Origin of the sequence: Caulobacter endophyticus (genome assembly GCF_003116815.1) — a bacterium.
In the GTDB taxonomy this organism is placed as follows: domain Bacteria; phylum Pseudomonadota; class Alphaproteobacteria; order Caulobacterales; family Caulobacteraceae; genus Caulobacter; species Caulobacter endophyticus.
On sequence record NZ_QDKQ01000057.1, the window covers coordinates 100,316 to 113,652 of the forward strand.

Annotated in this window: 9 protein-coding genes; 6 read left to right on the top strand and 3 right to left on the bottom strand. The window is 69.4% G+C overall.

Annotated elements, in window-relative coordinates; all coding sequences use genetic code 11:
* Positions 1 to 10: 10 nt before the first annotated feature.
* The gene (locus tag DDF67_RS16950; RefSeq protein WP_109102031.1) at positions 11 to 2,323 is read right to left on the bottom strand and encodes a family 20 glycosylhydrolase; all 2,313 of its coding nucleotides are present in this window, start codon (positions 2,321 to 2,323) and stop codon (positions 11 to 13) included.
* A 219-nt stretch (positions 2,324 to 2,542) separates the two neighbouring features.
* Entirely contained in the window at positions 2,543 to 5,296 is a 2,754-nt protein-coding gene (locus tag DDF67_RS16955) for a TonB-dependent receptor (protein ID WP_109102032.1), read from the bottom strand.
* Between the two features lie 285 nt (positions 5,297 to 5,581).
* On the opposite strand from DDF67_RS16955, the gene DDF67_RS16960 reads away from it, so the two are divergent.
* Genes DDF67_RS16960 through nagA form a run of 3 tightly spaced genes read left to right on the top strand, consistent with a single transcriptional unit; the run spans position 5,582 to position 8,560 of the window.
* Entirely contained in the window at positions 5,582 to 6,328 is a 747-nt protein-coding gene (locus DDF67_RS16960) for a GntR family transcriptional regulator (RefSeq protein WP_109102107.1), read from the top strand.
* A 22-nt stretch (positions 6,329 to 6,350) separates the two neighbouring features.
* Positions 6,351 to 7,418 carry an SIS domain-containing protein gene (locus DDF67_RS16965; protein WP_408608617.1) on the top strand — a complete coding sequence of 356 codons (1,068 nt, stop codon included), beginning with the start codon at positions 6,351 to 6,353 and terminating at the stop codon, positions 7,416 to 7,418.
* A complete protein-coding gene (gene nagA / locus DDF67_RS16970; protein WP_109102033.1) occupies positions 7,418 to 8,560 on the top strand; it encodes an N-acetylglucosamine-6-phosphate deacetylase in 1,143 nt (380 codons plus the stop codon). The genes DDF67_RS16965 and nagA overlap by 1 nt, the downstream gene beginning before the upstream one ends.
* 15 nt (positions 8,561 to 8,575) lie before the next feature.
* Here the strand turns inward: nagA and DDF67_RS16975 are convergent, their stop codons facing one another.
* Positions 8,576 to 9,040, bottom strand: coding sequence for an Lrp/AsnC family transcriptional regulator (locus DDF67_RS16975; protein WP_456297805.1), 465 nt, complete (start codon positions 9,038 to 9,040; stop codon positions 8,576 to 8,578).
* 122 nt (positions 9,041 to 9,162) lie between these two features.
* On the opposite strand from DDF67_RS16975, the gene DDF67_RS16980 reads away from it, so the two are divergent.
* The 3 genes from DDF67_RS16980 (at position 9,163) to DDF67_RS16990 (ending at position 13,302) form a co-directional block, all read left to right on the top strand.
* The gene (locus DDF67_RS16980) at positions 9,163 to 9,411 is read left to right on the top strand and encodes a DUF6356 family protein (RefSeq protein ID WP_109102035.1); all 249 of its coding nucleotides are present in this window, start codon (positions 9,163 to 9,165) and stop codon (positions 9,409 to 9,411) included.
* Positions 9,412 to 9,567: 156 nt separating this feature from the next.
* Entirely contained in the window at positions 9,568 to 10,986 is a 1,419-nt protein-coding gene (locus DDF67_RS16985) for an amino acid permease (RefSeq protein ID WP_109102036.1), read from the top strand.
* Between the two features lie 33 nt (positions 10,987 to 11,019).
* On the top strand, positions 11,020 to 13,302 hold the full coding sequence (locus DDF67_RS16990; protein WP_109102037.1) for a S8 family peptidase: 2,283 nt from the start codon (positions 11,020 to 11,022) through the stop codon (positions 13,300 to 13,302).
* The last annotated feature ends 35 nt before the right edge of the window (positions 13,303 to 13,337 follow it).

The following is a 13,337-nucleotide window of genomic DNA, read 5'->3' on the forward strand; positions in this document are numbered from 1 at the left end:
CGTCGGGAAGTTACTGGCCGGCCGCCGTCAGGGTGACGCGGTCGAGGGCGGGCATCGGATCGAGGCCCTTGGCGGTGAAGCTGAAGCAGAGGTCGTGGACGCCGTCGCGGGCCGGCAGGACGCCGCCGACGGTCCCAAGGCCCGGGCCGCGACCGGCCCTGCCCAGCGGAATGGCGGCGATGCGCTCGCCCTCGCAGCCCCCGACACGAACCTCCAGCTCGCCGTCGGGCGTAGCCGGCTTGCGCACCACGATCTGGTCCTTGGCCTTGCCGATCTGGAAGTTCCACGGCGTCTGGCCGACGCGGGCGGTCAGCGTCAGCCCCCTGGAAAGGTCGGCGCCCTTCCACACCCAGCACGGCTTCATCACGTCGGTGGCGAAGATGGCGCGCTCGCCGTCGCGGCCGTTTTCCGGGGCGTCGTCTTCGAAGAGCAGCGGGATCGCATTGCCGCACAGCTCAAGCTGGCGGTTGACGCGCGTCTCGGCGGCCAGCTTCGTGGCTGTCCAGGCGCGGGTGCGGCCCAGTGGCTGGCCATCGAGGAAGCTGCGGGCCTTCAGGGTGGTCCCCGCCTTCAGCGACAGCGTCTCACCATAGGCCGGCGAGGCCGTGGTCGGCTCGGCGCCGTCGGTGGTGTAGCGGATCTGGCCCAGCTCCAGCCCGCTCTTCAGGCTGGCGGCGATCGCCCCGCCCTCGCCGGGGCGCAAGGTCGCCTGCGGCTCGAACGGCGCGGTGTTGGCCTTGAGGCCCAGCGCCTTCAGCCGGGCCATCTGGGCCGGAATGCGAGTGGTGAAGCCCTGCCAGTCGCGGCGCTCTTCCTGAGTCCAGGCGGTTTCCGACAGGGCCACCAGGCGTGGGAAGGCCATCAGCTGCACCCGCTCGTCGGTGCGGATGTGCTCGACCCAGAGGTTGGCCTGGACGCCCAGGATGTGCTTGCGCTGATCGGGCGTCAGGGCGTCGGGCGCGGCGTCGAACTGGTAGACGTCCTTGAGGCTGCTGACGGTCATGCGGCCGGGCGGCTCGTCGACCGAGGTGCTCTGGCGGCGGTCGAAATAGAGCGTCGGCTCGGGCGACAGCACCGTGTCGTGGCCCTGGCCGGCGGCGGCGATGGCCCCCTCGATCCCGCGCCACGACATGACCGTGGCGTTGGGCGCCAGGCCCCCTTCGAGGATCTCGTCCCAGCCGATCAGCCGGCGGCCGCGGCCGTTGATGTGCTTTTCGACCCGCTGGATGAACCAGCTCTGCAGGCCGTGCTCGTCCTTGACGCCCAGTTCCTTGATCCTGGCCTGGATCGCCGCGCTTTCCTTCCACTGGTCCTTCACGGCCTCGTCGCCGCCGACGTGGATGTATTCCGACGGGAAGAGGTCCATGACCTCGTCGAGCACGTCATTGAGAAAGCCGAAGGTCTCGTCGTCGACGTTGTAGAGGTAGGGGAAGATCCCCCAGTCGTGGCGGGCCAGGGCCGGCGGGTTGGGCGTCAGGCCAAGCTTCGGATAGGCCACGATCGGCGCCAGCGCGTGGCCTGGCATCTCGATCTCGGGAACGATGGTGACATTGCGCGCCGCCGCGTAGTCGACGAGGTCGCGCACCTGATCCTGGCTGTAGAAGCCGCCATAGCGCACCGGCTTGCCGGTCTTCAGGTCACGGGCCGCCGCGCCGGCCGGCGTGCGCCAGGCCGAGACCTGCGTCAGCTTCGGATACTTCTTGATCTCCAGCCGCCAGGCCTGGTCGTCGACCAGATGCCAGTGCAGCGTGTTGAGCTTGTGGGCGGCCATGCCGTCGATCAGCAGCTTGATGGTGTCGATCGACTGGTAGTGGCGGGCGCTGTCGAGCATGAAGCCGCGCCACGCGAAGCGCGGGGCGTCCTCGATCTTGGCCGACGGCACGTCGACGGCCCCCTTGCCCTCGTCCTGCACGGCCAACTGCCACAGGCTGATCGCGCCGTAGAACAGGCCGGCGCGCTTCTGGGCGGTGATCTTGATCCCGCCGGGCGCCGCGTCGAGGCCGTAGCCTTCGCCGTCGGGGCCGCCGCGCACCAGCGAGATCGCCGCCTCACCGGTGGCGGGCTCGCCCTCCACCACCGCCGGGCGGACGCCCCGGGCGCGATGCAGGAGGTTTGAAAGCTGCTGGGCCACGCCGCGCGCCTCGACGTCGCCCTTGGCCACGTGGATGCGGGTGGCGGCGGTCAGGCGGAAGCTGCCCTCGAGCGCCTCCCCCTTCACCGGCGCGGGGGTCAGGGTCAGCGGCTCGGCCGCCATCGCGGGCGCGGCCAGGACCACGGAAGCGGCGCTGGCCAGGAACAGGGCGGCGCGACGAATTTCGATCATGTGCGGGACGCTCTCACCGGCAGGCAGTCGGCAAAAAGGCGGGCGGGCCGGCCAAAGCCGTCCCGCCCCAGCTCGCTGCTTGCAGTCAGGAGGGGAATGAGGGCGATCGGCGCGGCCTGGCGGGTCATGAGGGCGATCCTGAACCAAGCCGCGCGCGATGCAAATCAGCGGCCTCCGAGACGCGCCGCGCGGAGCCGCGCGCCTCGGGACTTCCGGGCCTTAGAAGGCGACGTTGAGGGTCGCCTGCAGCTTGCGGCCGGTGCGGTAGACGCCGCGCGGCAGCATGGTGGTGTTGGCGTAGGCGTAGTACTCGCTGTCCAGCAGGTTCTGCGCCGAGACCGACAGGTTGACGTTCTCGCTGAAGGCGTAGCCGGCCGTGGCGTCCAGGCCCTTGAAGGCGCGGACGAACATCTGGTCGCCGCGATCCAGGCCCGTGAAGTACTTCGAGCGCCAGTTGTAGGTCACCCGGGCCGAGAACGGACCGTGCTCGTAGAACGGGCTGACGTTGATCTGGTGCTTGGAGTTGTAGGGCAGCGGCGCGCCGCCGTCGGCTTCACCATCAGCATAGGTGTAGTTGGCCAGTAGGCCGAAACCCATGCCGAAGGTCTGCTGGTAGGCGACCGCCAGGCCCTTGACCGTGGCCGAGCCGGCGTTGGTCGGACGGCTGATCTGATAGGTCGTGACCGCGTTGCGCGCCTGGTTGAAGTGCTGCTCGGCGACCGTCTGCTGCAGGATGTAGTTGCTGATGTCCTTGTGGAAGACTTCAGCCGACAGGATGGCTTCCGGCGCGAAGTACCATTCCAGCGAGGCGTTGACGTTGCTGGACTTGTACGGGTTCAGGTCCGGGTTGCCGCCGCCGCCGGTCAGGATCTGGTCGGAGAGCCAGAAGTAGTTCGACATGTCGGCGTAGTTCGGACGCGAGATCACCTGGGCCGCGGCGAAGCGGAACACCAGATCCTCCTGCACGTCGACGATGACGTTCAGGCTGGGCAGGAAGTCCTCGTACTTCTTGGACTTCACCTCCCAGGCCCAGTCGGCGGCGGTGGTGCCGCAGCCGGTGGCGGTCTGGTTCACGCAGGTGTAGCCGCCGCTGTCGGACTCGGTCTTCACGTAGCGCAGGCCGAAGTTGCCGCGCACGTTGTCGGCCTGGAAGTTGGCCTGGCCGTAGAGCGCGTTGATGGTCTCTTCGATGCCCCAGTTCTGAGCGGTGAACTCGGCGTTGCCGAACACCGTCGGCACCGGCTTGGCCTGCCACGGACGCAGGTAGCCGCCGCGGTCGATGTAGTCGGCCAGGGCCTTGCCGTCGATCTTGAAGCGGCTGCCCATCTGGTCGGTTACGCCGTCGAAGCCCTTCAGGTAGTTACTGGGCACGATCGACGGGCTGAACTGCGAGGCGCTGGCCGGGTTGCCGTAGACGGCGACCGTGACGCCCGACATGGCCTGGGTCGTCTCGTGCTTGCGGTACTTGTAGCCGAACTGGACGCGCTTGATCACGCCCTCGAAGTCCTTGCCGAAGTCCAGCTGGCCGTAGGTTTCCTTGTCGGTGGTCGGCTTGGAGACGATGTTGCCGCCCCAGCCGGAGTTGTAGCCCGGCGCGCCGGGAACCGACGGGTCGCCCGCGCCCCAACCGCCATCGAACGAGAACTTGCTGGCGTCGGCCAGCGGGTTACCGTTGGCGGCGGGGTTGGTGTAGGTCAGCACGCCCGGCGCGCCCGGCGTTCCCGTGAAGTCGACCGTGTAGTCGGCCCAGTTCAGGAACTCCCCGTACAGCTGGCGGGTGGTGCCGCCGTCGGCCTTGGAGTAGCCGAGGTCGCCGGCCACGTCGAAGCCGTCGCCCGTCCACTTGCCGTTGAAGTGGTAGGTGTCGGAGTTCAGCTCGGCCTCGCGGTACTGCACGTCCAGCACGCTCAGCGCGTTCTTGAACGAGGCCTTGCGGATGACGTTGTCGGTGATGACGATATCGGTCAGCGCGCCGAGGCTGTTCCAGGTGTTGCCCTGGAAGGCGAACAGCGACTGGTTGGTGTTGTCGTAGGTCGCCTTGATCTTCAGCCAGTCGAAGTTCAGTTCGAGGGCGTCGGTCGGGCGCCACTGGACGGCGGCGGTGTAGCTGTCGCGGACGCGCTCCTGCTCGAAGTACGACACCGACAGCGAGTTCACGCCGCGGGCGTTCGGATTGGCCGCCAGGGTGGTGGCGCAGGCCCCCGTGCAATTGCCGTTGGTGATCGAGCTGACCGGGTTTTCCGGGTTGCCGCCGTTGTAGTAGCTGGCCGGAATGGTGCCGTAGGACTCGATGCCGTCGCGGCGCAGCTGGTCCTTGGCGTGCTGGGCCGAAACCGCGATGCCGAAGGTCTGGTCGGCGTTCTTCCAGCTGCCCAGGAAGGAGACCTGCGGATCGGACTTCTTGGAGCGGTCGTTATAGAGGTAGCTCAGCGAGCCCTGCAGCGTCAGCGGCTTCAGGTCCAGCGGCTTGCGGGTGTTGACGATGACCGTGCCGCCGATGCTGCCCTCGTCGATGCGGGCTTCCGGCGACTTGTACACTTCGACCTTGCCGACGATCTGCGGCGCCAGCAGGGCGTAGTTGAACGTACGGCCGGGCTGATCAAGGATGAACCAGTCGGCCGAGGCCACGGTCTGGCCGTTCAGCAAGGTGCGGTTCAAGGCCGGATCCGTCCCCAGGATCGAGACCTTTTCGCCCTGGCCGAACTGACGGTCGACAGTGACGCCCGGAACGATCGTCAGCGCTTCGGCGACGTTCGAGCTCGGGAACTTGCCGACGTCCTCGGCGGTGACCACGTCGACGATGGCGTCGGCGTTACGCTTGGATTGAATGGATTGCTGCAGCGACGCGCGAATGCCGGTGACTACCACCTCCTCGACGGAGGTCGAAGTCTCCTGCGCCATCGCGGGCGCGGCGACCAATACGGCCAGCAGGCTGGCGGAAGCGGTAAGGACCGCCTTGTGGATGCTCTTCATAACTCGGCTTCTCCCCTTTGTGCCGGGCCACTGGACCCGGAGCCGAACCCCAAAGCCCAATCTGATACCAATTTCTCGCGGCGAACCCGCAACGAGCGGTACTTCTCAGGCCTCGGAGTGTGACTGTGACGAAATTTTTGCACCTGACAAGACCTAAAAAGAACCAATTGCAGACCACGATATAATTGGTATGAAAATGGTCATGCACTGTTGCGCCGCTCTTCCGGAGAGGCGCATCCGGGCGATTGTTGGCCTGTCGGCTTCGGGCCAGGGGGTTTGGACGTGATGCAGTTTGCCGAGAAGATCGGGGGCCTGGATGGCCACGGGCAGGACCACGCGCCGCTGTACAAGCAGCTGCAGCGCGCCCTGCGCGAGGCGATCCAGAAGAAGATCCTTTCGCCCGACGACGCCCTGCCGGCCGAGCGTGACCTTGCCGAAGAATTCAGCATTTCGCGGATCACCGTGCGCAAGGCGCTGGACGGTCTGGTCAGCGAGGGCCTGCTGACGCGTCGCCAGGGCGCGGGCACCTTCGTCGCCGCCCGGGTTGAGAAGAGTTTCTCGAAGCTGTCATCGTTCACCGAGGACATGATCGCCCGCGGCCGGGTCCCTCACAGCGAATGGATCAGCCGCAGCGAGGGCCAGGTGACGCCCGAGGAGTCGCTGACGCTGGGCCTGTCGCCCGGCACGCCGGTCTTCCGCTTCGCCCGCATCCGCTATGCCGACGGCGCCCCGATGGCCGTCGAATACACCACCGTCGCCGCCTTCGCCCTGCCCTCAACCGAGGTGGTCGGCACCTCGCTCTACGAGGCGCTGGAGAACACCGGCCATCGCCCGGCGCGCGCCCTGCAGCGGCTGCGCGCCATCCTGTTCGCCAGCGAGCAGGCCGACCTGCTGGGCGTGCCGGTCAAGGACGCGGGGCTGCTCATCGAGCGGCGCGGCTTCCTCAAGGACGGCCGGCCGGTGGAAGTGACCCAATCCTACTATCGCGGCGACGCCTACGACTTCGTGGCCGAGCTGAACGCCCTGTCTTGATCTCTGAGTAAAGGAAGCCGTCTTGGAGGCGACCGTCTTGACCCGACCCGAAGCGCAATCCCTCACCGCCGAGGCCACCCGCATGTTCCTCGAGGCGGGCGAGGCCGCGAGCGTGGTCGCGCGCCAGATCGCGGCCAACGCGCAGGCCGCGGGCGAGATCGCCGAGCGGCTGCGCAGCCAGCCGCCCCGGGCCGTGGTCACCTGCGCCCGCGGCAGCAGCGACCACGCGGCCACCTTCGCCAAGTACCTGATCGAGACCCGCACCGGCGTGCTGACCTCGTCGGCGGCGCTATCGGTGTCGTCGGTCTACGCCGCCCAGCAGGACCTGGAGGGCGTGCTCTACATCGCCATCTCGCAGTCGGGCAAAAGCCCGGACCTGCTGGCCGCCGTCGAGGCCGCCAAGGCCGGCGGCGCGTTCGTCGTGGCCCTGGTCAACGACGTGACCTCGCCGCTGGCGGCCCTGGCCGACGCGGTGCTGCCGCTGCACGCCGGCCCCGAGCTCAGCGTCGCCGCCACCAAGTCCTACATCGCCGCCCTGTCGGCCATCGTGCAGCTGGTCGCCGCCTGGACCAGCGATACGGAACTCACCACCGCCCTCGAAACCCTCCCCGCCGGCCTCTCGGCCGCCTGGGACAAGGACTGGAGCGCCGGGATCGACGCCCTGCGCGAGGCGACCAACCTCTATGTCCTGGGTCGCGGCGTCGGTTTCGGCGTCGCCCAGGAGGCGGCCCTGAAGTTCAAGGAGACCTGCGGCCTGCATGCCGAGGCCTTCAGCGCCGCCGAGGTGCTGCACGGCCCGATGGCGCTCGTGAAGGACGGCTTCCCGGCCATCGTCCTGGCCCAGCACGACGAGACCTTCGACTCGACGATCGCCATGGCCCAGGGCCTGGCCGAGCGCGGGGCCACGGTGCTGCTGTCGGGCGGCGAGGCCTCCGGCGCGACACCCCTGCCGACCGCCTCGGGCCATCCGGTGCTGGAGCCCATCCTGGCGGTGCAGAGCTTCTACCGCATGGCCGCCGGCCTGTCGGTCGCGCGCGGCTACGACCCCGATCGCCCGCCCCACCTCAACAAGGTGACGAAGACCGTCTGATGTCGACCGCCTCCCAAACCGCCCTGGTCAACGGCGCCGTCCTGACGCCCGACGGCGTCATCGACGGCCGGGTCCTGCTGATCGACGGCGGCGCCATCGTCGGCCTAGTCGACCGCGCCGAGGTCCCGGCGAGCGCGATCGTCGAAGATCTCGCCGGCGGCCTGCTGGTCCCAGGCTTCATCGACACCCAGGTCAACGGCGGCGGCGGCGTGCTGTTCAACGACGCCCCGACGGTGGAGACCATCGCCGCCATCGGCGCGGCCCACCGGGCCTTCGGCACGACCGGCTTCCTGCCCACCCTGATCAGCGACGACCTCGACGTGGTCGACGCGGCCATGCGGGCGACGGAAGACGCGATCGAGGCTGGCGTGCCCGGAGTGCTGGGCGTGCACATCGAAGGGCCGTTCCTCAACGAACAGCGCAAGGGCATCCACGACGCCGACAAGTTCCGCGTCCTGGACGAGGCGGCGATCAGGCTGCTGTCTTCGCTGAAGCGCGGCAAGACGCTGGTCACCCTCGCCCCCGAGATGACCACGCCCGACATGGTGCGCCGCCTGGCTCAGGCCGGGGTGGTGGTCGCGGCCGGCCACACCAACGCCCGCTACGAGACCGTGAAGGCCGCGCTCGACGCCGGCCTGACCGGCTTCACCCACCTGTTCAACGCCATGTCGCCGCTGACCAGCCGCGCGCCCGGCGCGGTGGGCGCGGCCCTTGAAAGCCAGGAGGCCTGGTGCGGCGTCATCGTCGACGGCCGCCACGTGGATCCGGCCACCCTGCGCATCGCCCTGCGCACCCGGCCGCTGGACCGCTTCATGCTGGTCACCGACGCCATGCCGACCGTGGGCATGAGCGACAAGCGCTTCGAGCTGCAGGGCCGCCAGATCACCGTGCAGGACGGCGTCTGCGTCGGCCCCGACGGAACCCTCGCCGGCTCGGACCTCGACATGATAGGCGCGGTGCGCAACGCCGTCTCGATGCTGGGCCTGTCGCTGGAGGACGCGGTGATGACCGCCTCGGCCGCGCCGGCGGCGTTCCTGGGCCTTTCGGCGGCGCGCGGGACGATCGCCCCGGGCCAGGCGGCGGACCTGGTGCTGCTGGATGGCGGGCGCAACGTCGTCCGCACCTGGATCGACGGCGCCTGAAGCCGCATCCTGCGGCTAGGTCGGGATCGGCAGGGCCGTCGTGAACTTGATCTGCTCCATCGCGAAGCTGGACGACACGTCGGTCAGCGGCGCGGTGGCGATCAGGCGCTTGTAGAAGCGGTCGTAGGCGGCGATGTCCTTGACCACCACCTTCAGCAGATAGTCGACATCGCCGGCCATCCGATAGAACTCGACCACTTCGGGCAGGGCCCCGGCGCCCTTGGCGAACGTCTCCAGCCAGGCCTCGTCATGGCGGCCGGTCTTGACGGCCACGAACACCGTCAGCGGCAGGTCCAGCGCGTCACGATCGAGCAGGGCGACGCGGGCGGTGATGACGCCGGTGTCCTGCAGGCGCTTGAGCCGCTTCCAGCAGGGCGTCTGCGACAGCCCCACCCGCTCGGCCAGTTCGGCGATCGAGGCCGTGGCGTCCTCCTGAAGGATGGCGAGCAGGCGGCGGTCGATGGAATCGAGATCGATCATCTCGCTTCTTTGCATATCGGAGATGGAAATTCTCCCAACCTGTCGTGCCGGCCGCAGATCGACAATGTCTTTCTCGCCGACGCGGCGCATCCTTCCAGGTCTCGATCGAGGAGGGACCCGCGATGCTCGAGCTCTTTACCCGTCACCCCAGACAGGTCGGCGAGACCTATGGCGAGCATTTCGCCATGGCCTGGAGCTTCGGCGTGCCGATGATCGCCGCGGGCCTTGCCTGCCTGGTCCACGGCATTCTGCCCTTCGCGTTCGAACGCACCGGCAGCGACTGCGTCAAGACGCTGCACGCCCGCATGAAGGGCCGCGGCGCGCCGGCGCCGGTTCCCGTCAGCTTCCAGGCCTTCGACGCGGCCATCTAACCGACGATCCTTCGGCGCGAGGCCGCTCAGACCGGCGTTTCGTCCGTAGAGGGCGCATTTTCGGCCCCGCGCCGAATATCCGTCGTCTTTGCGCCTCGCCCCCTTGGCGGCTTCTCGATCCCCAGCCATGGTCCCCCGGCAGTCGGGAGGACGAGCATGAGTTTCTGGATGCGCCGCAAGGCGATCGATGGGGCGAGCGGCGGCCATGAAGGCCACGCGCTGAAAAAGACCCTGAGCTGGTATCACCTGGTGGCTCTGGGGGTCGGCGCGATCGTCGGCACCGGCATCTACACCCTGACCGGCGTCGGCGCGGGCCTGGCCGGCCCCGGCGTGATCCTGTCCTTCCTGATCGCCGGCGCGGTCTGCGCCTGCGCGGCCCTGTGCTACGCCGAACTGTCGACCATGATCCCGGCCTCGGGCAGCGCCTACACCTACAGCTACGTCGCCATGGGCGAACCTGTGGCCTGGGTGATCGGCTGGAGCCTGATCCTCGAATACACCCTGGTCTGCGCCGCCGTGGCGGTAGGCTGGTCGGCCCACGCCCAGGGGCTGTTCAAGATGATCGGCACGCCCGACGTCCTCTTGGCCGGCCCCCACGCCGGCGGCATCATCAACCTGCCGGCGGTGATCATCTCGATGGCGGTGGCCGGCCTGCTGGCGCTGGGCACCCGCGAGAGCGCCACGGTGAACATGGTGCTGGTGGTGATCAAGATCGCGGCTCTCGCCGTGTTCGTCGCTCTCTGCCTGCCGGCCTTCGACGCGACCCACTTCACGCCCTTCATGCCCAAGGGCTTCGCCGCCAATCCGGGTCCCGACGGGGTCAAGGTCGGCGTCATGGCCGCCGCCAGCCTGATCTTCTTCGCCTTCTACGGCTTCGACGCGGTGTCGACCGCCGCCGAGGAGACCAAGAACCCCAAGCGCGACCTGACCATCGGCATCGTCGGCTCGATGGCCGCCTGCACGGCCATCTACATGATCGTCGCCGCCGTCTCGATCGGCGCCTCGCGCACCGAAGTGTTCTCGGCCAGCGAAGCGCCGCTGGTTTTCATCCTCGAAACCCTGAGGCATCCGAAGATCGCCGCCGGCGTGGCCCTGGCCGCCGTGATCGCCCTGCCGACCGTGATCCTGGCCTTCATGTACGGCCAGAGCCGGATCTTCTTCGTCATGGCCCGCGACGGACTGCTGCCGCGCGCCCTGTCGCGGGTGAACGCCAGGACGGGCACGCCGGTGCTGATGACCCTGCTGACCGGCGTGCTGGCTGCGGTGCTGTCGGGCCTCTTGCCGCTGAAGGAGATCGCCGAGCTGGCCAACGCCGGCACCCTGGCGGCCTTCATCGCCGTCGGCGCCTCGGTGATCGTGCTGCGCCTGCGCGAGCCGGAACGCCCCCGGGTGTTCTCGACCCCGGCCTGGCCCGTCGTGGCCGCCGGCGCGATCCTCGGCTGCCTCTATCTGTTCGCCAGTCTCCCGGCCAAAACGCAGCACTATTTCTTCTACGCGCAGTTGATCGGCCTCGCGATATACTTCCTTTACGGCGTGCATCGCAGTGTCCTGGCGAAGGGCGCGTCTCCCAGGTAACGTGAGCGCGGGGACGGGCCGGAGGGGTTTTCGATGACCAGTCTCTACCGCGTCCTGCGCATCTGGCCCACCGCGCTGGTCCTCGGCGCGGCCCTGCTGGCGACGGCATGCGGGGGCGGAGGAAGCGGAGGCGGCCCGTCGACGGGCGTGACCACGCCGCCTCCGCCGCCCCCTCCTCCGCCACCACCACCTCCACCCCCTCCTCCTCCGCCACCACCACCGCCCCCTAGCGTCACCAGCACCGAGTACCAGCGCAGCTGGGGCCTGGCGGCGATCCACGCCAATGTTGCCTATGACGCCGGCTACACGGGCGCGGGGGTGACGGTCGCCGTCGTCGACACCGGCGTCGATCCGGCCCAGCCCGACCTGGCGGGCCGCCTGTCGGCCGCCTCGACCGACATCGTCGCAGGCCGCAACACCCCGTTCGACACCAGCCGCCACGGCACCCGCTCGGCCGGGATCATCGCCTCGAACTTCAACGGCACGGGCACGATCGGCGTGGCCTACGGCGCGACGATCCTGTCGATCCGCGCCGACACCGTCTCGACCAATCCCGACTGCGCAGACTGCGTCTTCGGCTCGACCAACCTGGCCCGGGCCGTCGACTACGCCGTGGCCAACGGGGCCAAGGTGATCAACCTGTCGCTCGGCGGCGAGGATCCGCTGGGCGCGACCTTCGAGGCGGCCCTGGCCCGCGCCACCGCCGCTGGCGTGGTCATCGCCGCCGCCTCGGGCAACGAGGGCCTGGCAGATCCCGGCTGGCCGGCGCGCTACGCCGTCGATCCCCGCTATGCAGGCGCGGTGCTGGCGGTCGGCTCGGTGTCGCGCGCGGGGACCATGTCCAGCTTCTCCAACCGCGCCGGCGTCGCCGCCAACGGCTACCTCGTCGCGCCCGGCGAAGAAGTCGTCACCGACTGCGACGGCACGAGTTGCTGGCGGATCTCGGGCACCTCGTTCGCCGCGCCGCATGTCTCCGGCGCCCTGGCCCTGCTGCTGCAGGCCTTTCCCAACATCTCCGGCCGCGACGCGGTGTCGATCCTGCTGCGCACCGCCGCCGACCTGGGAACGACCGGCACGGATTCCACCTACGGCCGCGGCTCGCTGGACCTGACCCGCGCCTTCCAGCCGGTCGGGACCAGCAGCCTGGCCACCGGCCAGGGCGCGACAGTGGTTCTGGACGAGGGCTCGACCCCGGGCACGAGCCTGGCCGGCGCGTTCGGCAACGCCATGGCCCGCACCACCGCCCTCACCACCGTGCTGACCGACGACTACCACCGCCGCTTCGTGGTCGACCTGGCCGGAACCGTGCCTTCGGCCTCGCGCCGGGGTGTCGGCGACCTGCCGCCGGCCGCCGCGTCCAGCTCGGTCGTGCTGGGCGGCCCCGCCCTGGCCGGCGCCCAGCTGGCCTTCAGCGCCGAGGCCCCGCTGTTCGAGGACATCCCCAACGCCAGCACTCCCGACCTGCTGCTGGCGCCCCAGCCGATGCGCTCGGCGCGGATGCAGGCCGCCTTCGGCCGCTTCAGCTTCTCGACCTGGAAGGGCGAGGGCGGCGCGCCCGCCCCGGCCGGCCCCGAGGGCCGCGACGCCTTCCGCGCGGTGGCCCGCCCCGACCAGACCATGCAAGCCGCCGTGCGGCTGGGCCGCTTCGCCTTCAGCGCCGAACAGGGCGAGGCCGAGCGCCGCCTGCCCTTGCAGACCACCGAGATCAAGGCCTCGCGCTATGTCTCGGCCACCGGCCAGACAGTGGTGGCTGGCGGCGTGCTGAGCATCACCGCAGGGACCCTGGACGAGCCGCTGGGCCCGCTGGGCTCGTTCCTGGCCCCCGGCTCGACCTTCGCCCTGCCCTCGACCACCCGCTTTACGGCGGCGGCCTTCGACATCTCGCCGCGCCCAGGCGTCAGCCTGCGGGCCGAGGCATCGATGGGCCGCATGGACGCCCAGGGCGGCCTGCTGGCCCTCGACGGCGCGGTCAGCGGCGCCTGGCGCCTGGCCGCGGCGGCCGACTGCGGCCTTATCGGCTGGTCCTGCGCCCAGCTGACCTTCGAGGTCAGCCAGCCACTGCGCATCGAGGCTGGCCGCTTCACCACCACCCTGGCCGACGCCCCGCTGTCCTACGAGGATCCGCTGACCTATTCGACGCGACGGTTCAGCGCCTCGCCGAACGGACGCGAGATCGACCTGCGGCTGGGCCTGGAGAAGGCCCTGCGCGGCGATCGACGCCTGACCTTGCGCGGCGGGGTCGCCCTGCAGCCCGGCCACGACGCCTCGGCCGATCCGGAGCTCAACCTGTCGGCAACCTATCGCGCCCGCTTCTGAAGAGCCCTTCCATTCCGCCGCGCGCCGGCTAAAGT